General features: G+C 34.2%; 21 protein-coding genes. 10 read left to right on the top strand and 11 right to left on the bottom strand.

Annotated elements, in window-relative coordinates:
* The first annotated feature begins 9 nt into the window (after window positions 1–9).
* Entirely contained in the window at window positions 10–3243 is a 3234-nt protein-coding gene (locus ABXQ82_RS11175; protein WP_367059289.1) for a CHAT domain-containing protein, read from the top strand.
* 68 nt (window positions 3244–3311) lie between these two features.
* Here the strand turns inward: ABXQ82_RS11175 and ABXQ82_RS11170 are convergent, their stop codons facing one another.
* Window positions 3312–5201, bottom strand: coding sequence for a T9SS type A sorting domain-containing protein (locus ABXQ82_RS11170; RefSeq protein WP_367059286.1), 1890 nt, complete (start codon window positions 5199–5201; stop codon window positions 3312–3314).
* Between the two features lie 82 nt (window positions 5202–5283).
* Entirely contained in the window at window positions 5284–6150 is an 867-nt protein-coding gene (locus ABXQ82_RS11165; RefSeq protein ID WP_367059283.1) for a DUF4846 domain-containing protein, read from the bottom strand.
* 110 nt (window positions 6151–6260) lie between these two features.
* Between ABXQ82_RS11165 and ABXQ82_RS11160 the strand changes: the two genes are divergently transcribed.
* Window positions 6261–6725: a Na(+)-translocating NADH-quinone reductase subunit F gene (locus ABXQ82_RS11160; RefSeq protein ID WP_367059280.1), complete on the top strand. Its 465-nt coding sequence runs from the start codon at window positions 6261–6263 to the stop codon at window positions 6723–6725.
* Between the two features lie 55 nt (window positions 6726–6780).
* On the opposite strand, the gene ABXQ82_RS11155 is transcribed toward ABXQ82_RS11160, so the two are convergent.
* From ABXQ82_RS11155 to ABXQ82_RS11125, 7 genes are all read right to left on the bottom strand, one after another.
* Window positions 6781–7626 carry a hypothetical protein gene (locus tag ABXQ82_RS11155; RefSeq protein WP_367059277.1) on the bottom strand — a complete coding sequence of 282 codons (846 nt, stop codon included), beginning with the start codon at window positions 7624–7626 and terminating at the stop codon, window positions 6781–6783.
* A gap of 85 nt (window positions 7627–7711) precedes the next feature.
* Window positions 7712–9019, bottom strand: a complete 1308-nt coding sequence (gene nqrF / locus ABXQ82_RS11150) for an NADH:ubiquinone reductase (Na(+)-transporting) subunit F (protein ID WP_367059616.1) — start codon at window positions 9017–9019, stop codon at window positions 7712–7714.
* 4 nt (window positions 9020–9023) lie between these two features.
* Entirely contained in the window at window positions 9024–9743 is a 720-nt protein-coding gene (gene nqrE / locus ABXQ82_RS11145) for an NADH:ubiquinone reductase (Na(+)-transporting) subunit E (RefSeq protein WP_367059274.1), read from the bottom strand.
* Between the two features lie 84 nt (window positions 9744–9827).
* Window positions 9828–10475, bottom strand: a complete 648-nt coding sequence (locus ABXQ82_RS11140; RefSeq protein ID WP_367059271.1) for an NADH:ubiquinone reductase (Na(+)-transporting) subunit D — start codon at window positions 10473–10475, stop codon at window positions 9828–9830.
* 2 nt (window positions 10476–10477) lie between these two features.
* Window positions 10478–11236 (bottom strand): Na(+)-translocating NADH-quinone reductase subunit C, encoded by a 759-nt coding sequence (locus ABXQ82_RS11135; protein ID WP_367059268.1) that lies wholly within the window; start codon window positions 11234–11236, stop codon window positions 10478–10480.
* 2 nt (window positions 11237–11238) lie between these two features.
* Window positions 11239–12480, bottom strand: a complete 1242-nt coding sequence (locus ABXQ82_RS11130; RefSeq protein WP_367059265.1) for an NADH:ubiquinone reductase (Na(+)-transporting) subunit B — start codon at window positions 12478–12480, stop codon at window positions 11239–11241.
* Window positions 12480–13835 (bottom strand): Na(+)-translocating NADH-quinone reductase subunit A, encoded by a 1356-nt coding sequence (locus ABXQ82_RS11125; protein ID WP_367059262.1) that lies wholly within the window; start codon window positions 13833–13835, stop codon window positions 12480–12482. The genes ABXQ82_RS11130 and ABXQ82_RS11125 overlap by 1 nt, the downstream gene beginning before the upstream one ends.
* 163 nt (window positions 13836–13998) lie before the next feature.
* Here ABXQ82_RS11125 and ABXQ82_RS11120 point away from each other — a divergent pair, with 163 nt between their 5' ends.
* The 8 genes from ABXQ82_RS11120 (at window position 13999) to ABXQ82_RS11085 (ending at window position 20656) form a co-directional block, all read left to right on the top strand.
* Window positions 13999–15249, top strand: a complete 1251-nt coding sequence (locus ABXQ82_RS11120; RefSeq protein WP_367059259.1) for a type IX secretion system plug protein domain-containing protein — start codon at window positions 13999–14001, stop codon at window positions 15247–15249.
* Between the two features lie 83 nt (window positions 15250–15332).
* The gene (gene apaG / locus ABXQ82_RS11115) at window positions 15333–15719 is read left to right on the top strand and encodes a Co2+/Mg2+ efflux protein ApaG (RefSeq protein ID WP_367059256.1); all 387 of its coding nucleotides are present in this window, start codon (window positions 15333–15335) and stop codon (window positions 15717–15719) included.
* Window positions 15720–15961: 242 nt separating this feature from the next.
* On the top strand, window positions 15962–16372 hold the full coding sequence (locus tag ABXQ82_RS11110; RefSeq protein WP_367059253.1) for a UPF0158 family protein: 411 nt from the start codon (window positions 15962–15964) through the stop codon (window positions 16370–16372).
* A 210-nt stretch (window positions 16373–16582) separates the two neighbouring features.
* Window positions 16583–18028, top strand: a complete 1446-nt coding sequence (locus tag ABXQ82_RS11105; RefSeq protein WP_367059250.1) for a RimK family protein — start codon at window positions 16583–16585, stop codon at window positions 18026–18028.
* Between the two features lie 2 nt (window positions 18029–18030).
* Window positions 18031–19257 (top strand): glutamate-cysteine ligase family protein, encoded by a 1227-nt coding sequence (locus ABXQ82_RS11100; RefSeq protein WP_367059247.1) that lies wholly within the window; start codon window positions 18031–18033, stop codon window positions 19255–19257.
* The gene (locus tag ABXQ82_RS11095; protein WP_367059244.1) at window positions 19254–19949 is read left to right on the top strand and encodes an N-formylglutamate amidohydrolase; all 696 of its coding nucleotides are present in this window, start codon (window positions 19254–19256) and stop codon (window positions 19947–19949) included. Before ABXQ82_RS11100 ends, ABXQ82_RS11095 begins: the two co-directional genes overlap by 4 nt.
* 70 nt (window positions 19950–20019) lie before the next feature.
* Entirely contained in the window at window positions 20020–20352 is a 333-nt protein-coding gene (locus tag ABXQ82_RS11090) for a hypothetical protein (RefSeq protein WP_367059241.1), read from the top strand.
* Complete coding sequence (locus tag ABXQ82_RS11085; protein ID WP_367059238.1) at window positions 20342–20656, top strand: type II toxin-antitoxin system RelE/ParE family toxin; 315 nt, start codon at window positions 20342–20344, stop codon at window positions 20654–20656. Before ABXQ82_RS11090 ends, ABXQ82_RS11085 begins: the two co-directional genes overlap by 11 nt.
* Here ABXQ82_RS11085 and ABXQ82_RS11080 read toward each other — a convergent pair whose 3' ends face one another.
* Window positions 20657–21664: a DUF6695 family protein gene (locus ABXQ82_RS11080; protein WP_367059235.1), complete on the bottom strand. Its 1008-nt coding sequence runs from the start codon at window positions 21662–21664 to the stop codon at window positions 20657–20659.
* Window positions 21657–22379 carry an NRDE family protein gene (locus tag ABXQ82_RS11075; protein WP_367059232.1) on the bottom strand — a complete coding sequence of 241 codons (723 nt, stop codon included), beginning with the start codon at window positions 22377–22379 and terminating at the stop codon, window positions 21657–21659. The genes ABXQ82_RS11080 and ABXQ82_RS11075 overlap by 8 nt, the downstream gene beginning before the upstream one ends.
* Between the last annotated feature and the right edge of the window lie 119 nt (window positions 22380–22498).

Below are 22498 nucleotides of genomic sequence, written 5' to 3'. Positions count from 1 at the left end.
TTAATCAAAATGAAACGGTTTTTACCTTATTTTAAGTGCATATCCTTTCTAATAACCATCTTTTTCGCAACAAACTTCCAAGCGCAAAATGATTCTATTTCGGGTTTAAAATTACTCGATAAGCTTATTGAGTCAAAACAATTAAAAGAAGCAGATAGTGTTTTAAAGAGTAATATTGAAAAACTGATTTCCCAAAAGCAGTTTTATGAGGTAACAGATTATGTTTACTACCGTGGTAAAATTTCCTCTCTAATAAAAAACACTTCTTCCGCCGAAAAAGATGTTTTAGGCTTTGTAAAATATATTTCGAGCTTAACAAACAATCCCAAAGATTTAAGACAACTTTACATCGAGACAGGTTCTTTTTACGAAAACATTGGTAATGTACAAAAAGCATTAGAGTATAATCTTAAAGCCATAGATTACACAAAGCAAATGCCAGATGCCAAAGGAAAAGAGCTTGGCTTAATTCATAGCAACATAGGCGTTTTCTATAGCAGAATTGGCAGTATCGAAAAAGGCATATTTCATCATAAACAAGCAACCAAATTTTATGATGAAGATAAAACCACACCCCCTGAGAGTTATTACATGAACTATAATTCCTTAGGCGGTATGATGTGGTACACTTCAAAAATGGATAGTGCCTTGGTATATTATCAAAAAGCAGAAACCATATTAAAATCCATGGAATCCACCCCATGGAACAAATTCTATAGAGCAGCCATATTACGAAATAATATTGCAGGCATATACAGTATACAAGGTAATATTGATGCTTCTTTAACCTCTATGCAAAAAACGATTAGAAACCTTAGTGATTATTTAATAGAAGACGAAGTTTCTCAAATCTCAAAAGATCATGCCAAAGAGTTTCTTTTTCAAGCTATAGATAATTATGCTGGTATCTATAAAGATATAGGAGACTTTGATAAAGCAAGAGAGTTATTGGAATTTTCGTACCATAGAAAAGTATCACAATTAAATTCTGAAAGTCCAGAAATATCAAAAGGCAAAATTTTACTTGGTCAAATATATTTAGCATTAAAAGAATTTAATAAAGCAGAAAAATATATCGATGAGGCCATTTCTGAATTCAAGAACAACCCAACCAATTATTACCATTGGCTAGCAGATGCTCATTATTATAAAGGCTCTATTAATGACAAATTAAATAACATCGAATTAGCTAAAATTTCTTATGAAAAAAGTGAGGAGTACTTTAAAACTGCCCAAGGCGATTATTATGACGAACTCTACTTGGATTTTATATTAAAGGCTTCTAGTTTTTATGCAAAACACGGTTTTAAAGATAAAGCACTAAAGATGGCAAACGAGGCTTACACCTATATAGTAGACAACCAAGGCGAAAAAACATTACTGGAATATTATCAGGTTTTAAATTTGGCAGATATCCATTATAAGCTTGGTAATTATACACAAGCATTAGAAAAAAGTGAATTAGCCTTGAGCCTGCTAGAAGATCCAACCTTCACAGAAAATACTCGTCTTGGAAAATTAAAGATAGAGGGGCAAAAACCAGCGGCCATATTAACCAGAGCAAAAGCAAAATACCAATTAAACCAAAATAGGGATAGTCTTTTCTTAACATCCATTTTAAAAAATATTCAAGAAGCCATTTCAATAATAGAAAAACAAAAAACTATTATTACTGAAGATCAAAGTATTTCCATTTTACTATCAAATAACAATGACCTGTTCGAATTTGGTAAAAAAATCGCACTAGAATTGAATGAAAAAACAAAGGAAACAAACTACATTAAGACTGCTTTAGGCCTACACGAGTCTATGCTGTACAACAAAATTAGAAACAGGTTAAATTCCAAACCATCGATAACCTATAACGATATCCCCGACTCTATACTTGAACAAGAAAAAAAAATAAAATCCATACTTAATGAATCAATTGGAGAAAATGATGCCTTAGATTCTTTCTTTAGAGCTAATAATGATTGGAATAAGTTTTTAGAAGTCTTAAAAAAAGACTATCCTAAATATTATGAACTTCGTTATGCCTCAATTTCAAAATCAATTAATAACATAGAAAACAAAATCCCGGAGGACAAGACCATTATACGCTATACATTTATTAATAACCAGTTATATGTATTCGTAATTGACAATATAGAAATCCTTTCTTTCCAACTTAATGGAGAGCAATTACCTAAGCTTATGGACGACCTTCAAAACCTAAATACGTCCATTAATTACGACTATCAATTGCTGAATAATTTATATAACTTACTCTGGAAACCAATTGAGAATAAGGTTTCGACAAAAAATATCGTAATCATACCAGATCAAATATTATTCAACCTTAACTTTGAAATGTTAACACCTACCATAGTTTCAAATGGAAAGGAATTGAGTACACAAAGTTTACTATCCAAGTACGCCATATCTTATAATTATAGTTTGCTTTTAGTTGATAAAGATCGAAAAACCACTCATTTTGAAAACGATTTTATTGCCTTTGCTCCAGAGTTTAATACTAAAATGAAGCAAGACTATAAAGTTGCCATTACAGATTCCATTGCCATAGACAAAACGTATTTAAGTTTATTACCGCAACCTTTTAGTGTTGATTTGGCAAAAGAATATTCAAAATTATTTCATGGCGATTTCTTTATCAATGAAAATGCATCCAAACAAATTTTTAAGAATGAAGCCAACGAACACAAAATAATACACATTGGCACACATGCCGAATCTAATAATGTATCCCCAGAACTATCGCGATTAATATTTGCTAAGAATACTGAAGACGAAGACAACTCCTTATATACTTTCGAAATTTACAATGAAAACCTCAACTCTAATTTGGCAATTTTAACAGCTTGCGAAACCGGCAAACCAACGTATCAATCTGGAGAGGGCATGATTTCTTTGGCACACGCTTTCAATTATGCGGGTAGTGAAAGTATTTTAACAAGTCTTTGGAAAATAGACGAAAAATCAAGTTCGCAGATCATTGAACTTTTTTATAAAAACATTAAAAACGGTTTACCTAAAGATGACGCATTGCGCAAAGCAAAATTAGATTACATCGCTACAGAAGAAGGTCGCGTAATTGCACCACAATATTGGGCTGGAATGGTACTTATTGGAGATACTTCGCCCATAAATCTTAATGCTCCTATAGACTTCATATGGTACATTCTTTTTGGAATTATTGCAGTTCTTATTGCCTTCTACCTCATTAGTAAAAAAAATAAAGCCTAAAAAATTCAGTTATAGAAATGAACTTTTCAGGCTTTAATTAATTTCTGTTATTCAATTTTAGATTTCCTCTAATTAACTATTACTTTATGAGTTTTTATAACGGTATTCAAATTATCCTTAATTTGAAGTAAATATAAGTTTGATGGAAGCGATCTTACATTTATTCTAGCATGAGAGGTCTCTAATTTACCTTCTAAAACTTTTTGTCCTAAGTGATTTATCAATTCCCATTTTCCATTTAATGCAGTTGGTGTTTTAATATTTAACACATCTTTTACAGGATTAGGGAATACTAACAATTCATCTGTATTATAATCTCGAGACGAAAGCGTTGCTCCTGGGCCGTTTAAATATAATGTGTTATTCTGACAAATAACATCGAACGTATAAGGTGTGCCTCCAAAATTAGTAGTGATTTGTGATGGAAAATTGCAACTTGAAAGTGTTGTGGCTTTTAAAATTTCAAAACTTGCATCGTTTGCTGGTAAATAGCCCAAATCAATTTCAATGGTGCCATCCAAAACAGCAGTATCAGTTACTATTATTTGGTCATAAGCGGTACCGGCGGTCGGCCCATCTATTTCTATTTTGAAGGTCGCATCAGCACCCGTAGTCAAATCTTCTAAAATGGTTAAAACGCCCGGAGAACTACCAGGAAATATATCGCCGTCTAAATTATGTCCTGCAGGAAACCCAATAGTGCCACTTCCACTATAACTTCCGGTATAAAAATTAAAAATATCAACTCCAGTAGTTAATCCTCCATCTATGGCCAAGGTGCCCGTCTCGCAAATTACTTTACCATTATTGACCAAATTTGTTAAATTAAATGTTGATGTTCCAGTACTATTGTCTTTTTTAACCGTGGCCCTTACTCCAACTTCAAAATCATGCAAAGCACCACTACTATAGCCTATGGATACGTTATTGCCAACATTATACGCTGTGTCATTAAACAATCTTATTTTTCCGTTATTAATTTCAAGATTGCCTTGATCATGATTAATAACCCCTCCAAAACTCCAAATTTCAACATTACCATCTAGTTTTTTTAATCCAGAGCCCATAGTAATAGTCCCATAACTAATTAATAAAGATTGAATAGCAGGGTTTGATTTTGATAATTCTCCAGCATTCCAAACTATCGTGCCTTCAGGATTGTTATAAATTGTAGAAGTCATACTTAAATCGCCATTAATAGCTAAAGTATTATTTTTTCCAACTTTTATATTATAGGCCGTAGTTGTACCAGCACCATTAGTATTGGCATAGCCGCCAGCACCCGGTAAGTTAAAAATAAGTAATGAATTGGCTGGAGGTATGCCATCAGGATCCCAATTGGCTGGATTGTTCCATAAACCATCGCCACCTTCGCCATCCCATTGTATCGCAGTTGTATAATTTATATCGGTAACAACATAATTTACACCATCAGCTTCACATTGTGTTCCTAAAATTACCTGAAACCCTGTACTTGGACTATCAGCGGTAGTAACAGTTGTAGAAGTACCACAAGACCCTTGAGCACCATGGATAAATTCAAATTCATCACCAATTTGAGGCACAAACCCATTAAAAAAGATATCAATAGACCCATTGAAATAATAGTTCCCAGACTCCTCTTCTATCGAAACTTGATCAACTCTACCGTCACTACCTACACCAATACTAAGTGTACTTGAAGCATCTACCGTAAAGTCGCCATAAAGGTACAGACTACCACCTACAAGAAGATTAGCACCACCCCGTAATTCCACACTGCCAACACTTTCGATACCTCCATGGTAATCAACCGCATGTCCTTCGATTAAAACATCTTCGCCATCTGGTACTTCTCCACTGTCCCAATTAAAAGGATCATCCCAGGAATGTCCATCTCCTGCACCTGTAAATTCCGTTTGTGCATTTAAAATTCCGCCCAATGCAAAAAGCGTTAAAAAAAATAAAATTTGTCTCATAATTAATAGCTTTATATGATTTATATATCACTACATCGAAACAAATTAAAAATGTGAGCAGAAAATTTAGAAAAAACATCAATTATTTAAACCGAACAAATTTAGAACTACCAAATGTATAGTTGGAAACTGGTATCAAAACATCTTTTTCCAATTGATACCATGGAGAAATATGAGAATCTTCAAGATTTTTAACCAAATGAACACTTTGAGCAGGCGTATTCCCTTGGAACAATAAATACAACCTTTCTCCTTTATCATTAACAACCTCATCACAAATCATTACAATATGTCCGGGCGAACCTCCTTTTATCAGCATATCGCCAATTTTTAGATTTTTGGCATCGTTTATCTTTGGCAATTCATTATAAAGGGAGAGTGTGCCAGAATACATATAAATAAGGTTCAAATACCTATAAAAGTTTTCTTTGGAATGATTTTTATTCACCGTTTTGCGGAACGATACTTTATTACCTTTAACTTTTGGTCTATACCCTTCAGCATATTTAATCCAAGAACAATAATGACCACTTGTAAAATTAAACCCGATGTCTTCTTTTCGATTATTGTCCCATAGATATTCACTTCTAATTCTAATTAGAGCATCGGCACATTGTTGCAGTCCGTTTTTAGGCACGGGAATTTCTAAAATACCAATATGCCCGTATTGCCAATAATATTCAGAAGCATCATAATTTATAATTTTACTTCCGAAGGGTTTTAATTTATAATTTCTAAGATAGTCTTGAAAAGAGCCTGATGGATATACAACTCGTTTATAGCCAACAGGAATATTTACTCTGGATTTTATAGTAAGACTGTCTTTGTTTATTAAACTAGGTGTTTCAGTTACAGCAGCAATGGTTTTGACAACTTTTTCAGCAGGTTTAAACTTTATAAATAGTACAATTAAAAGTACTAAAACAACAATTCTTAAAATATTCTTCATTATAAATTAACGTTTGTAAAAACATGATTCGTACTTACTTATTAAAAATTTAAGAAGAATTTCACAGTTAAAAGCAATCTTTTTAGTAATTTGAGGTAAAACTACATGCTATGAAAACTACACCTCGTTTAGAATCCGCTTTAAAAAAACTCTATGTAGCTTTTCATAACAATGAATTGAATCCTGAATGTTGCAAACAATGTGCTGTTGGAAATATTTTGGACAGAACAGATAGTTGGAAACACTTATCAGATTCCCATGGCACTTTGGAACTAAATTATATTGGTAAAGTACATCAAGCTTTCGGAAGAAAATTTAATGGTTATTCGCCTTTGGAATTATTAAAGATTGAACATGTTTTCTTGAATGCCTGTGGCTATCAACTGCCGCTTCATTATAAAAACAGTAAACCTGAAAACCCTACTGATAAAGCTGTTTTGTTTCATGGGCTTTCGGCAGTTATTGCTTATTTATGCGAGTTGGATGGTGTTTCTAATGTGATGGATTACACTAAGTTATTTGAGTTTGAAAATGATGAAGCTCAGTCTATTTTGGAAACTAATATTCAGTCATAAAAAAAGCCTAACTATATTTTGGTCAGGCTAATATATACTGTTCATTGTGGTAACTTTAATAATAGCTATACTCAAAAACCAAGGATTGACTTGTGCTGCCTGCGGTGTAAGTACGAGATAACTTGGTTGGGTAATTTTGATTGTTCAATTCATAATTGAAAGTAACAGTACCTATGAGTTCATCTGTATCAGCATTATATTCCTCAGCTTTCGAAATATTATTTACAGTAGAAAACCCTAATAACGAACGAAAGGCTTTTGGCTTTACACTCGCATAAGGATGATTTGTGTTATCATAGGCATATTTAAGATAGGTAGGCGTAAAGAAGTATTCGCTATTTTGATATCTTATCATATTACCGTTTGAATCATATTCCAGACTTTCTGTGGCATCAATACTATCAACATCATCACAATCATTGAATTCTGCTTCCTCTGGAAAATAATGGGTAAACAATTCAACATTTCCAAAACTATCATAAGCAAAATCAATTTTATCTACCTCAGGATAGTCAAAAGATGAAGGTCCGTCTGGGTGCGTTATCTCCTGACAAATTTTAACCACCATTCCATTTTGATAATTGAAATTATTAATCTCAGTAGTAACATCTCCAAAAGGATCTGTGGTTACCTGCTCAAAAGAGGTAAGATCTCCGTTTGAATCATAAGAATAAGTAATGACATCTTTTTTTCCATAAGAATAGTCCTGAGAGGATTTTACAATATTTCCTTTTGAATCATATTCGTAATTTATTTGAAACTCTAAAGCTCCAGAAGTGATTTTTTTAAAAGATTTTAAAAGAGTTCCAGATGAATTTCCATTTGGCTCATCAGAACCACCATTGTCCGTAGAACAGGAACACAAAACCAATAAGAGCAACCCTAAAAAACTTTTTTTCATAATTCATGTAAAACACTAATTGTTAGTAGTTTATATTAAAAAAGAAACCCAACATTTCTGTTGGGTCTTACTTATTTTATTTGGATTATCCACCAAAGTCATCAAACCTGATGTGCTCATCTGGGATACCAAAGTCTTCTCCCATTTTCTGAACCGCTTTGTTCATTAATGGAGGGCCACAGAAATACAATTCTATATCTTCTGGCGATTCGTGTAAACTTAAATAATTATCTATAACACAATTGTGGATGAATCCAACAAATCCATCTCCTGGTGCATCAACATTTTCTTTTACTTTCCAGTTATCTTCAGGTAAAGGCTCTGATAATGCTAAGTAAAACTTAAAGTTAGGGAAATCCCTTTCCAACTCACGGAAATGCTCTAAGTAGAACAATTCACGCTTAGAACGACCACCATACCAATAGGTTACTTTACGATCGGTTTTTAAAGTTTTGAATAAGTGATACAAGTGAGAACGCATTGGCGCCATACCTGCTCCACCACCTACATATAACATTTCACTATCAGATTCATTAATAAAGAACTCTCCGTAAGGTCCAGAAATAGTTACTTTATCTCCAGGTTTCTGATTAAATATATAAGATGATGCAATACCTGGATTAACATCCATCCAGCCACCTTTGGCGCGGTCGAACGGCGGACAAGCAACACGAACATTCAACATAATCTCACGGCCTTCAGCTGGGTAAGAAGCCATAGAGTATGCACGCTCAATGGTTTCTGTGTTTTTCATGACCAATGGCCATAATTTAAACTTATCCCACTCCTCTTGAAACTTATCTGGTGTTTCATGTTCTTCAGGGTGTGCTGTAATATCCATATCTGAATATTTAACTTCACATGGCGGAATTTCAATTTGAATATATCCACCTGCCTTATAGCCCATATCCTCAGGAATTTCAACAACAAATTCCTTAATAAAAGAGGCTACATTATAGTTACGCACAACAGTTGCTTCCCATTTTTTAATTCCGAAAACTTCTTCTGGAATGGTAATATCCATGTCTTGTTTTACTTTAACCTGACATGATAAACGCGCTCCTTGTTGTAATTCTTTTCTTGAAAAGTGAGGTGTTTCAGTTGGTAAAGCTTCACCTCCACCGGATAATACATGACATTCACATTGGATACATGTGCCACCACCACCACAGGCAGATGGTAAAAATATTTTTTGAGCACCTAATGTAGATAGTAAACTACCTCCAGAAGCCACTTCTATTTCACGTTCACCATTAATCGTGATTTTTACTGGACCAGATGGCGATAATTTTTGTTTTACAAAAAGTAATAAACTAACTAGTATTAGCGTAATTATTAAAAACGCTACAACCGTTGCTATAATCGTTCCTGTTGTTCCTGCTGCTAAAATCATCATACTACTCAATTATTTTAGTGTTATCAGCTAATTCCTTAGCTATTTCAGTTTCTAATTCCTCAACGTCTATGGCAGTTTCTGTTGCTGGTTTTTCTTCTTCATCTCCACCAGTTAGCATACCACCAAAACTTAAGAAACCAATTCCCATTAGTCCTGTAATAATAAACGTGATGCCTAAACCTCTTAAAGGCGCTGGCACATTGCTATATCTAATTTTCTCACGAATAGCTGCGATAGCTAAAATGGCTAAAAACCAACCTATTCCTGATGAAACGCCGTAGTTAAAAGCTAAGCCAAAGTTTTCAATTTCACGAGATTGCATAAATAAAGAACCACCTAAAATAGCACAGTTTACCGCGATAAGTGGTAAGAAGATACCCAATGAATTATATAATGATGGCGAAAATTTTTCAACTACTATTTCTACTAATTGCACCATGGTTGCAATGGTTGCAATAAACATGATGAATGAAAGAAAGCTTAAATCGTAATCCGCATATTCAGGGCCTAACCAAGATAATGCCCCTGGTTGCAATAAATACTGGTCTAACAACCAGTTTAAAGGTACTGTAATAGCCAATACGAATATTACTGCTGCACCCAAACCTACTGCTGTTGCAACTTTTTTCGAAACGGCTAGGTAAGAGCACATTCCTAAGAATACCGCAAAAACCATGTTATCAATAAATATCGATTTGAAAAATAATTCTATATGTTCCATTTTTTTATAAGTCTTCAGTCCTCAGTCTTCAGTCTTCAGTAAGCATTTTGACTGCTTACCATTGACTGCCTACCGCCAACTCAATTAATGATCTTCTATTAAAGCTTTGTTTCTACTACGTTGCACCCAGATAATTAAACCTACAACTATTAACGCCATTGGAGGCATTAGCATGAATCCGTTGTTTTCATATCCAATCGCATACACACCTGTTTTCTCAATAGGATCTCCTAAAACAGGAAAACCAAATAAAGTCCCAGAACCTAAAAGTTCTCTAAAAAATCCTACTATAACAAGAATAAGTGCATATCCTAAAGCGTTACCAATACCATCTAAAAACGATTTCCATGGCCCATTTGCTAAAGCAAAAGCTTCAAAACGTCCCATAATGATACAGTTTGTAATAATTAAACCAACGAATACCGATAAGGTCTTACTTAATTCATAAGCAAATGCTTTTAATACCTGATCCACAATAATTACTAAAGCAGCAACCACAATAAGTTGTACAATAATTCTAATCTTAGAAGGAATGATATTCCGCATTAAGGAGATAACAACGTTACCAACACCTAAAACAAAAAGTACTGCTATACCCATTACTAGCGACGCTTTTAATTCTGCAGTAATAGCTAAAGCTGAACATATCCCTAATACCTGAATAGTAATTGGGTTATTATCCGCTAACGGGTCCGTGATTAACTTTGCATCTTTTTTTGAAAGTAGTCCCATAATTAGTTCGCTTGGTTTTTTAAGTTTTTAAAATACGGCACATACAATTTTAAATCTTTCTTTATCATTGCAGATACACCATCACCAGTAATTGTTGCACCAGCTAATGCATCAACCTCATAGTCGTCTTTTATGTCGTTTTTAGGATCGTTGTTGCCTTTAGCAACAGAAATGCCTTTAAAAACACCTGCATCAGTCAATAAATGCTCGCCATTAAAATCATCCATAAAATAGCGTTGTTTGATGTTTGCTCCTAAACCTGGAGTTTCTCCAGCATGATCAAAAAATGCACCTAGAACCACCATGTTTTCATCTAGTGCGACATAACCCCAAATAGCATCCCAAAGCCCTTTACCTCTTATTGGCGCAATGTAGAATGTTTTACCATCCTTCTCACCAACAAATAAAGGCAAACGTCTTGTTCCTCCATTTTTAGCTTTTGCTTGTTCCTTTTTTATATCTATTAAATATGCATTATCATCTTCTTTAGCGACACCATTTTCAATAACCAATTGCTTCTTGATGTACTTAGAAAATTCATCTGCAACTTTATCCGTTCCAACAAAAGTGATATCCCCAGTGCCTTCATTTCCATTTACGCCCATGGCATACAGAATATTTTGCTGCTTTTCCATACGCTTGTTTTCATCTATATTAGGTCTTAAAGATGATGCTGTAAACGCTAATAAAGAACCTACAACCAATACCATTGCCACAGCAAATAATATTGTATATGAATTTTTATCTGTGTTAACTGCCATAATTATGCTGTTTTAACTTTTAAACGTTTTAGTCTTTTCTTCACGTTACCTTGAACCACATAATGGTCTATAGTTGGTGCAAACACATTCATTAAAAGAATGGCTAACATCACACCTTCCGGATAAGCTGGATTAAATACACGAATCATAATAGAAAGAAACCCTATTAAGAAACCATAAATCCATTTTCCTTTATTTGTTTGGGATGCCGTTACAGGATCGGTAGCCATAAATACGGTACCAAACGCAAAACCACCAATGATTAAATGTTTCCAAAAAGGCGTGGTCATTAAGCCGTAAAAATTACTGCTTTCAGTAACCCATCCTAATGCTACAACTTGATTGAAAATTAATCCCATGACGATGGCTCCAATGGCAGAAGACAACATGATTCTCCAACTTCCAATTTTAGCGAAGATTAAAAACAACCCACCTAATAGGATGAGCAAGGTTGATGTTTCTCCAACCGACCCGGGTATAAATCCTAAAAATGCATTCCAAAGATCTTGAGTAGAATCAAGCATAGATGCGTTATTTTGTGCCAAACTTCCTAATATTGTTTCGCCAGAAATAGCATCAGGTTGAGCACCAGCTGCTAAATCTTGAACTCTAGGATCTGCACCATGCACCCAAACTTTATCTCCCGACATCCAAGTTGGATAGGCGAAGAATAAAAAGGCCCTAATGGTCAATGCAGGATTTAAGATATTCATCCCTGTTCCTCCAAAAACTTCTTTTCCGATAACCACACCAAAAGCAACTGCTACTGCCAACATCCATAACGGAATATCAATAGGAACAATTAAAGGCACTAACATTCCTGTTACCAAGTAGCCTTCCTCAACTTCATGTTTTTTAATAATCGCGAATAAAATTTCTATGGCCAGACCAACACCGTAGGATACAATCACTAGTGGTAAAACTTTAACCAAGCCAACAAAGAAGTTGTCTAAAGTCCAAAATTCCGCACTAAAAAACCCTCCGGAAACCGCTTGAATTTCACCTATTGCCAAATGGTGCTGATACCCGGCATTAAACATACCGAACAATAAACACGGCACCATTGCCATAATTACAGTATTCATGGTACGTTTTAAATCGTCCGCTGCTTTTATATGAGTTCCACCACCATGAGTAGTCTCATTTGGTAAGTATAAAAAAGTATGGATTGCGTTAAACGCAGGTGCCACTTTTTTGTTTCTATACTTTCTTTTTAAAATATGTAATCTCGTCTTTAAATTCATTACCCTATCTCTTTAAGCATTAAGTCTAAACCTTGTCTTATTATCTTTTGATGTGGTTGTTTAGACACACATACAAATTCGGTCAACGCAAAATCCTCAGGTGCAACTTCATACATCCCTAAAGCTTCCATTTCATCTAAATCCTGATACATACAAGCCTTTAAGATTTGCATTGGAAAAATATCTAAAGGAAAAACTTCTTCGTAAGTTCCTGTTGTAACAAACGCACGATGCTCACCATTGGTATTGGTATTTAAGTCGTATTTTTTCTTCGGATTTAACCAAGAAAACGTCAAAGCCCTAGATGTAGAAATCTTGTTAAAAATTGGCTTGTTCCATCCAAACAGTTCGTAATCGTCACCTTCGGGAATAATAGAAATCACATTACTGTAATAATCTAAATAACCATCAGGTTTTACTGCTTTTCCTGATAATACATTTCCAGAAATGATACGTGCATTCGCTTTTCTCTCAATATCTTTCTCTGAAATCATGGTAGCAACCTCACTACCTAATTTAGTCACGAAATAACGTGGCGCACTAACTTTCGAGCCTACTACTGCTACAATTCGTTCTGCATTAAATTTACCGGTTAACAATAGCTCGCCAATAATCACTAAATCCTGCGCATTAACCGTCCAGGCAACTTCTCCTTTGTTTATGGGATCTACTTTATTTATTAAAGTCCCCACGTTTCCAGAAGGATGCGGGCCAGATACTTTATGTAACGAAATTCCAGATAAACCAGCTAAAGGAGAATTAGAATTTTTACCGACCGACACATGTATTTTGCCTTCAGTCAGTTTACCAAGAGCTGTAACAGCAGCTTGTAATTCAGCTTCCTTTCCTTGTAAGGTAAAATCTAAATCTGCTGCTAATGGCGCACTTGCGTATCCTGAAATAAAAATAGCCTTAGGCGTTTTATTTGGATTAGCAATCACATCGTATGGTCTTTGCTTCACAAATGGCCAACAACCCGAAGCTAGCAAATGTGCTTTCACAGATTCAGCATCTGCGGATTCAGCATTAAACTTGCCATTATCTTGGAAAGTTTGCGACTTATCTGCTTGAATTTTTATTTCTAAAATTTTACGTTTTGCACCACGAGAAATTTCTATAATCTCACCAGAAACCGGAGAAACAAACTTTACGTTTTCGTTAGATTTATCGTGAAAAACAGGTTCTCCCGCTTTTACTTTAGTACCAACTTTAGAAATTAATTTAGGAATAACGCCGTGGAAATCTTCAGGTCTTAATACAAAAAAGTTACTTAAAATCGCCTTTTCAGTCGTTTTTTCAGCTTCACCTTTAAGATTAATATCTAGACCTTTTTTAATGCGAATGTCGTTTGACATATTTTTTCTCTATTAGAATTAGTTGTCTAAAAATCGGTGCAAAAATACGAATAAATCCCAAATTAGTTCTTCAAATAAAGACTCACTCTTTTATTTATATTAATTCTAAATAACTAAAATTCAATAGGCATGAATTTTGATTATATTTACAAAAAATAGCTACATGACCTTTAAATTCTATTTCGTTTTATCATTTTTCATCCTTTACCTAAACGCTCAGGCACAAGTTGAAGAAGTAAATCCACCAGATTATATAAAAACCGTTACCTTCAAAGGCACTAATAGTGATTTAGGCGAATTACCCATCTTAAAATTAGGCGAAACCTTCTATTTAGAATTTGATGCACTTGTAGCTGACGAACCCGATTTTTATTACAAAATTGAACATTACGATTACGATTGGAAAGAGTCCGTTTTGGTAAGGACCGAATTTCTTTTAGGTGTAGATAATTTCAGAATTCAAGATTACCGCAATTCGTTCAACACCTACCAACTCTACTCCCATTACAGATTAGCAATTCCAAACGACCAAACAAAAGCTCTAAAAGTTTCAGGGAATTACGTGATTTCTATTTTTGACAGAGACGACCATTTGGTGTTTTCAAGAAAGCTAATGATTTATGAAGATATTGTCACTCCAGGTATTCGAATAAAACGTTCTAGAAACGTTAAAACTATTGACGAAGTGCAAACCGTAGATATCGAGATTTTGACCAACTCACAAATCAACAACCCGCAACAAACCATTAAAACATTAATCATTCAAAACAGAAATTTAAACACAGCACTTAAAAATATTAAGCCGCAATATACTTTAGGCAACAAACTCATTTACCGCTATATAGACAAAACTGCATTTCTGGGAGGCAATGAATATTTATTCTTCGAAAACAAAGATGTTCGGGCAGCTGCCACGGGCGTGCAATACATAGAGCTTAACGATATTTACCACAGCTATTTATTTACCGATGTGGCACGCGCAAATCAACCCTACACCTATAATCCGGACATCAACGGACAGTTTAAGATCACCGCCATAGACCGCGACGATGTTTCCATAGAAGCCGATTATACCGAAGTTCACTTTTCGCTCCAATATCCGGAACTCCTTAACGGTGAAAGTATTTATGTTTATGGAAATTATAATAATTACGCTTTAGAAGACACCAATAAAATGGTTTTTAACCCAAAACGAGGCATTTATGAAACCACCATCACATTAAAACAAGGATTTTACAATTACAAATATGTGGTTGTAAATGCAGATGGTACTTTAGACGAAGGACGTATAAGTGGCAACTTCTGGCAAACCGAAAACAACTATAAAGTCTTGGTCTATTACCGCGATTTGGGCGGACGATATGATAGGATTATCGGTTTCAACGAAGTTTCATCGATAAATATCACCAATTAGTCCCTATTTATCGTTTTTTTACACGCTAAAAATTTAAAATTGTTATTTTAGCAACGCAAACCCATTGTATATCAATCTTTAACATGGTCCAACAAGTCACAAAAGGCATAAAAATTTCGGTCGAAACCAATTTTGAAGGCTCGTTTTATAAAAACTATAAAATCCAGTACGCCTTTGGTTATACCGTAACCATAGAGAACCAAAGTAAAGACTCTGTGCAACTTTATGCGCGCCATTGGGAAATATTGGATGCTTTAAATAACATCGAAACCGTTTCGGGCGAAGGGGTTATAGGCAAAAAGCCAGTTCTTAAACCGGGAGATTCCCATACCTATACCTCTGGATGTTTATTAACATCGCCATTTGGTGCGATGCAAGGGCATTATAATATGGTGAATTTTACCACTACCAAAAAGTTCCAGGTTGCTATTCCAACTTTTAAGCTGAGTGCTCCTTTTGCTATAAATTAATTTTATTCCCTGTGTTATCCCAAACATTCCTGAGGAGCAAAACATATTTTGCTTAGAAAACAATAAATAAAGGTTGCCGAAGGGCTTATTCACTACTTTCAAATATTTAAGCTTTACCTTTTGCTATGCTCATCCTGAGCTTTATTGAACAGTTTCGGGGGTCTAAACGTGGAAGAAAACTTTTTGCCAGTATGGATTTTTTTAATAATTTTATCTAACATTCACAAAAAAATCTATATAAATTGCAAAAATCAAAAATCATCAATGAGATTGCACAAAGTATTGATTGTGGATACGACTGCTATTACAATCCTAAAACAGGACGAATTATAGAAATCCCAGACTTATCGACTATTTATGATCAAGAACTGTTCGAAGAAGCTTTTCAATCAGATTTAGAAACGATCGAAACCTATGAAGACGATTTTATAAAAATAGAACCTCTAGAAAGTTTTGAAGCGTTTAAGATTATGGAACGTTTTGTGGATCAATTACCCGAAAACACATTGAAGTCGAAACTGGAAACTGCACTGCAGAGAAAAAAACCTTTCCAAAATTTCAAGTATTTAGTGGACCATTCAGATTTTAGAGAATCATGGTTTAAATTCAAACAAAACGAACTTGAAAAAATAGTTGCAGATATATTGGAATGAAAACTTTTATTTAACAGATTCTCACGGTCGTACCTCCCTCAGAATGACGCCATATCATTAAACTCTTCGAATTGATTTAGCGCCTCAGACCAAGTCAAATATCGGTATTCAAGAAACCCACAAACCCCTAAACAAAAAAAAATAAAAAAACTTTTGAATAGCAAAAAACACTAATTTTGTGTAAAATTAATTTGCTTTTATACTACATTAATGCAAAAATACATTGTTGTTAATCAACCCGAAAAATGGAATTTTTCTGTGGAAAATATTACCGTTATTTCATCCCAAGATTACTTAACAAATCCAAAATTTTCTTTACTAAAAAAAGCCCGGGTTTTTAACCTTTGCAAAGAATACCACTACCAATCTAAAGGGTATTATGTATCTCTTTTAGCCGAAGCTAGAGGACATTTACCAATTCCAACGGTAAAAAACATTGTGGATTTAAAAGATTTAAAACTCATCAGAATTGTATCCGATGAATTTGATGGTACCATTCAAAAAGGTTTAAAAAACATAAAATCCCAAGAATTCATACTTAGTATTTATTTTGGTCAGAATGTGGCTCAAAAATATAAGGAACTCAGTAATTTATTTTACAAACATTTTCAAGTGCCGTTTTTTCGTGTAAAATTTAATTTCAACACCAAGTGGCACGTACAAAACGTTATGGTTATTTCAGAATCTGAAATCCCAACCGATCATTTAGAAAGTGTACAACAATTTGCCAACGAGTATTTTTCCAAAAAGAGATATGACACGCCAAAATTAACCAAAAGTGATTTTGATTTGGCAATATTGGTAAATCCAGACGATCCCGCGCCACCAAGCAATCCTAAGGCCTTAAAAAAGTTTATTGACATTGCTGAAAAAATGAATATCTATGCAGAAATTATTCATCCAAAAGATTTAACACGCCTATCATCGTTTGATGCCTTATTTATCAGGCAAAGCACCGAAGTAAATAACGAAGCCTACGCTTTTTCACGTAAAGCCCAACAGGAAGGTATCGCCATTATCGATTATCCAGATGCGATATTAAAGTGCTGCAATAAAGTATATATGGCGGAGGCTTTGGAAAACGCAAACATTAACACGCCAAAAACAGTAATTGTCCATAAGGATAATTTAAACGATGTATTGGTGCAAACAGGCTTGCCATGTGTTTTGAAAGCACCCGATTCTACATTTTCTTTCGGCGTAAAAAAAGCGAAAACAACTGAAGAGTTTTTCGAGTTGGCAAATACCATGTTAAAAGCATCAGATTTAATTATTGCACAAGAATTTTGTCCGTCCACTTACGATTGGCGTATTGGAATTATAGATGGCGAACCCTTTTTCGCCTGTAAATACTATATGGCAAAAGGCCATTGGCAAATCTACAACTGGAAAGCCAAAAAGAAAAACGAGCAAGATGGAGACGCAGATTGTTTACCTATTGAAGATGTTCCTAAAAGCGTCATGAATATGGCAATTAAAGCTGGGAAACTAATGGGCAAAGGTTTGCTGGGTATCGATATTAAAATGGTGGACAAAACACCTATGGTCATTGAAATTAACGACAACCCAAATATAGATTTTGGTGTTGAAGATTTATATTATGGCGATATGGTATATACTAAAATATTAACCGCTTTAAAAAATAGATTGAACTAATTATGGGCAAAAAATACCACCTTTTTGAAGTCTATGGCATTGAATTGGAATATATGTTAGTCAACACTTCCAACCTCAGCGTTATGCCTATTGTTGATGAATTGTTAACCGCAAAAAACGGCGCATTAACTTCTGATATCGATAACGGAACTATTGCTTGGAGCAATGAATTGGTAGCGCATGTTGTAGAATTAAAAACCAACGGCCCAACAAAAAACCTTAACGAACTTTCTGATGAATTTCATAAAAATATACTGGAAATAAATACCCTTTTAAAACCATTAAACGCATCTCTTTTAGCATCCGCATCACACCCAATAATGAATCCTTTAACCGATACGCAACTCTGGAAACACAGTTATAGCGAGGTGTATGCGTTGTACAATCGTATTTTCAATTGTAAAGGCCACGGGTGGAGCAACGTGCAAAGCACTCATATAAATCTACCGTTTTTTGATGATTCGGAATTTGAAAAACTGCATGCCGCTATTCGAATAATATTGCCCTTAATTCCTGCATTATGTGCTAGTTCTCCGATTTTAGAGGGAAAAAACACAGGTTTTAAAGACACCCGATTAAACTATTACAAAACCAACCAAAAGGAAGTGCCCGAATTAACGGGAATGGTAATTCCAGAACAAGTTTTTTCAAAAGCGGCTTATCAAAAGGAAATTTTTGAGCCTATTAAAAAAGCTATAAAACCTTATGATACCGATAATATTCTAGATCATTTATTCCTGAATTCCAGAGGTGCCATTGCTCGTTTTGATAGAAATGCCATAGAAATTAGGTTGGTTGATATTCAGGAATGCCCAAAAGCGGATATTGCAATTTGTGTCTTAATTATTGAAGCTGTTAGACTTCTTGTAAATAACCAAACGGCAGCATTGGAGACTCAAAAATCATTTTCAAAAGAATCGCTTTTTGATATTTTAAATGAGGGTCTTAAAGAAGGAGAATCTTCAACTATTTCAAATTTAGACTATTTAAATGTATTTGGTTTAAACCAAGAAACGACCGCACAAAATACCTGGAAGCACTTATTCAATCTTACAAAATCGAAAATTGATACATCCCATTTTGAAGCACTGGAAACTATTTTAGAACAAGGGACACTATCTACGAGAATCCTTAAAGCCATTCATAATGATTTCTCTGAAAATAACATCAAAAAGGTATATGGCAATTTAGCACATTGCTTAAACGACAATAAACTATTTACACCTTGAAACTTGTTTTAACCTGTGAGCATGCAGGGAATACCATCCCAAAAGCCTACAACAAATATTTCAAAAATTCTGAAGCAATTTTAGAAACCCATCGCGCTTTAGATTTAGGTGCTCTTGACCTTTTTAAAACACTAGAACCATTAGCGGATTTTAAGTTATATTCTGAAACCAGTAGATTACTTATAGAATTAAACAGGTCTCTACACCACCCAAATTTGTTTTCGGAGTTTACAAAGCAACTTTCAGAAGTAGAAAAAGGCATTCTAATCAACACCTATTATTTAGATTACAGAACTACAGTTGAAAATGCTATTCTCAATTTCATTTCCAACAATGAAACCGTTTTCCATTTGTCTGTACATTCATTTACACCAATTTTAGATGAAGTTGAAAGAAACTGTGAGATTGGATTATTATATGATTCTAGAGTAACTAAAGAAAAAGCAATTGCAAGAGCAATAAAAAAGGCCCTAAAAAGTATAAATCCAGATTTGAATGTACGTTACAACTATCCTTATCTAGGAAAAGCGGATGGATTTACGACACATTTACGTAAAAAATTCACAAAAAATTATATTGGGATTGAACTAGAAGTGAATCAAAAATTTGCGGATAACAATAGTATGGATGAAGGTTTAAAACAGACGTTGCTGCTTGCTTTGAAGGATGTGCTTAATTCAACTTCATATTAAAACAAACATTTAGTCACTCCATATTTATAACTATATTTGTGTACATATAAGAACAATAAAGTATATAATTATGAACACCATAGAAATCATTGATGCATACAACCATCTTTTAGAGCGTTTGCAAACGGATATTAAGGCTAGTAATTTTAAAATTCAATTTTTTTTAGATGAACTAAATTTGAAACGTAGTTTTTTCTATAAAAAATTAAAAGAAAAAAGATTTACGCCTGATGAACTTCGAATAATTTCAAAACATCTATATCCCGAAGAATTCGAAGAAGACAAAAAGGAAACTGAAATTATCAAACTCCTTTTAAAACAATCAAGACAAGATTATGCAAAAGGCAAATTCGAAGATTTTGAAACTGTAATGAAAGAAGCTAGAGCAAAATATGGCTTATAAAATTATAATTTCTGAACTTGCAAAAAAATCTTTAAATGAAAATTTAGACTATTTAGCAAATCGTTGGAATACTAAAGTAACTCAACAATTTTTGGATAAAGTCGATATTATTGTCAAACTCATATCCAACAATCCTGATTTGTTTATTGCTGTAGATTTTAATAATCATTCATATTATAAAGTTGTAATTACAAAACACGTTACTTTATATTATAGTGTTGATGAGAACTATATCAAACTAGAATTATTTTGGAATAATTATAAAAACCCAAAAGCATTAAAGCGCATACTATTAAGAGAGTAATTATATATTCCGCTCAAATCTAAAAATCCGCTCCCCTTGTTTCACATGAAAAAATTTGCAATTGGAGTAATGCACAAACTCATAAGGTAAATCATAATTAAAAGCAGCATCTTCAACAGTAAAAGCAGCATCACAATCTACATTTCCATAAGGCGAAATACGTCTGAGCCTATATTCTGAAGCTTTTTCAGTTTTATGCAATTCAAACCAAGCTCCAGCCGCAATACCTGAGAGCCATTGCGCATGTTCAGCTATATTATCAACATGTCGCGATTCTAAAGTCCCAATAAAATTTGGTTCATGTCCTTTAACCTTATCTAAAAAATAACGGACATTTTCACTTTTTTGAGAGCCTTTAAATTCTGAAATCTCTCCTTTTTCAGAAACCTCATAAATATAATTTTCAGTATCTGCCAACAATACGTTTCCAACAGTACTTGGTGTAAACCATTTCGAATTAACAAGCTTCTTTTTAATAGCTCCATCGGTTACCGAAGCAATCAAACTATCGGTCACAAAACGCGCACAATTGGAAGCATCTTTAATAAATGCTGCATATCTAATAAAATGTTTGTTTTGCATATTGGTAATATGCGCTCTGGCTTTTCCGTAGTCTATAGCATTACAAACCGAAGCCACCAATTTTCCTTCGCCATGTGTTAATTTGGAATGTGTGCCTAAAAATTCTAAAATAGCGTCAAGATTTGTGATCGTATCATCCCCATTATTTTTGGAATCTATTATGGCCTTCAAAGGAAAGTCCAATTCATTATCGGTATCTTTTCCACGAACGCGCCCCATTGGTTCGGGTGTAATGTAACGTCCAAAATCATGATATTCCAAAATCCCAGTAGATTTATCAATCAATACCAAAGCAGCATGACCCGCACGTAAATAATTCTTTTTTCCAATTCCAAAATAACGCATGTAGGGCGCATACCATTCGTCAGGAACCATAACTACAGTTCCAGGATATGCCATGGTTAAAATAATGCCCGTACTATCCATTGACTATTTGCGGAATATTGAATGTTTTTGAAGACACTTCTTCAGTTACCAGATTTTCATAACGCATATTTATGGGGACACCTTGTTTTTCAACTTGAGTAATGCTCGTTGTCTTTACAAATCCACGATCCATAATTACGCCATAATCAAAATTCTCTTCATCTTTAGTGCTATGGAACTCTAATAAAGTTTCAGCAGTTAAACCCTGAAAAGCTTCAAGATTTTCAAACCATTGTTCGCGTTCTCTTTTCATCCCTTCAGAATATAATGTTGATGACGACCAAATTCTGGAATCTAAAGGCAATTCAATAAAGTGCTTGTATTTACCGTCCCAAACCAATTCGTAGAATTTTAATGTGGTGTTCCAATCTGCAATTACGATGGTAAAAGGTTCAATATTTTCAAAATCATCGCTTTCAATAGTTTTGACTATATCTTCAGAAACCATAAAATCATTAGCCACAATACCTCGGCTTTTTCTATAACTTGATTGTCGTTCATGTTTTACAAAGCCTCCATTAAGCACACATACCACACGGTTTTTTTCACTTACACCAATCCAAGTGCCACCCATTTTATCTTTCGGAAATAAAACTTGGGTTTCACCAATGGTATAAAATTCTGGAGGTAAAGACACACGACTGGGCGCTTCATCTCTATTGGAAGTTAAAATAAAATCGTTTTTTCCCTGGGGAACAAGAGTTACGGTACACATAAAAACAGTAGTCTAATCTGATTGCGGCAACTTACAAAAAATAAATAAATTTTAACGTGATTTTAAGGAAAGTCGCTCCAACAAACTATTTAATTATTCGTAAATTTGTAGCCAATTCA

The sequence above is a fragment of the Algibacter sp. 2305UL17-15 genome, assembly GCF_040720935.1.
Classification (GTDB): Bacteria; Bacteroidota; Bacteroidia; order Flavobacteriales; family Flavobacteriaceae; genus Jejuia.
Note: the sequence above shows the minus strand (reverse complement) of the source record. Positions and strands in the feature narration are given on the sequence as shown.

Excerpts from the sequence above, each read along its gene's own strand:
- ABXQ82_RS11175 (WP_367059289.1), top strand. The coding sequence starts at position 10 with ATGAAACGGTTTTTACCTTATTTTAAGTGCATATCCTTTCTAATAACC.
- ABXQ82_RS11170 (WP_367059286.1), bottom strand. The coding sequence starts at position 5,201 with ATGAGACAAATTTTATTTTTTTTAACGCTTTTTGCATTGGGCGGAATT.
- ABXQ82_RS11165 (WP_367059283.1), bottom strand. The coding sequence starts at position 6,150 with ATGAAGAATATTTTAAGAATTGTTGTTTTAGTACTTTTAATTGTACTA.
- ABXQ82_RS11160 (WP_367059280.1), top strand. The coding sequence starts at position 6,261 with ATGAAAACTACACCTCGTTTAGAATCCGCTTTAAAAAAACTCTATGTA.
- ABXQ82_RS11155 (WP_367059277.1), bottom strand. The coding sequence starts at position 7,626 with ATGAAAAAAAGTTTTTTAGGGTTGCTCTTATTGGTTTTGTGTTCCTGT.
- nqrF (WP_367059616.1), bottom strand. The coding sequence starts at position 9,019 with ATGATTTTAGCAGCAGGAACAACAGGAACGATTATAGCAACGGTTGTA.
- nqrE (WP_367059274.1), bottom strand. The coding sequence starts at position 9,743 with ATGGAACATATAGAATTATTTTTCAAATCGATATTTATTGATAACATG.
- ABXQ82_RS11140 (WP_367059271.1), bottom strand. The coding sequence starts at position 10,475 with ATGGGACTACTTTCAAAAAAAGATGCAAAGTTAATCACGGACCCGTTA.
- ABXQ82_RS11135 (WP_367059268.1), bottom strand. The coding sequence starts at position 11,236 with ATGGCAGTTAACACAGATAAAAATTCATATACAATATTATTTGCTGTG.
- ABXQ82_RS11130 (WP_367059265.1), bottom strand. The coding sequence starts at position 12,480 with ATGAATTTAAAGACGAGATTACATATTTTAAAAAGAAAGTATAGAAAC.
- ABXQ82_RS11125 (WP_367059262.1), bottom strand. The coding sequence starts at position 13,835 with ATGTCAAACGACATTCGCATTAAAAAAGGTCTAGATATTAATCTTAAA.
- ABXQ82_RS11120 (WP_367059259.1), top strand. The coding sequence starts at position 13,999 with ATGACCTTTAAATTCTATTTCGTTTTATCATTTTTCATCCTTTACCTA.
- apaG (WP_367059256.1), top strand. The coding sequence starts at position 15,333 with ATGGTCCAACAAGTCACAAAAGGCATAAAAATTTCGGTCGAAACCAAT.
- ABXQ82_RS11105 (WP_367059250.1), top strand. The coding sequence starts at position 16,583 with ATGCAAAAATACATTGTTGTTAATCAACCCGAAAAATGGAATTTTTCT.
- ABXQ82_RS11100 (WP_367059247.1), top strand. The coding sequence starts at position 18,031 with ATGGGCAAAAAATACCACCTTTTTGAAGTCTATGGCATTGAATTGGAA.
- ABXQ82_RS11090 (WP_367059241.1), top strand. The coding sequence starts at position 20,020 with ATGAACACCATAGAAATCATTGATGCATACAACCATCTTTTAGAGCGT.
- ABXQ82_RS11085 (WP_367059238.1), top strand. The coding sequence starts at position 20,342 with ATGGCTTATAAAATTATAATTTCTGAACTTGCAAAAAAATCTTTAAAT.
- ABXQ82_RS11080 (WP_367059235.1), bottom strand. The coding sequence starts at position 21,664 with ATGGATAGTACGGGCATTATTTTAACCATGGCATATCCTGGAACTGTA.
- ABXQ82_RS11075 (WP_367059232.1), bottom strand. The coding sequence starts at position 22,379 with ATGTGTACCGTAACTCTTGTTCCCCAGGGAAAAAACGATTTTATTTTA.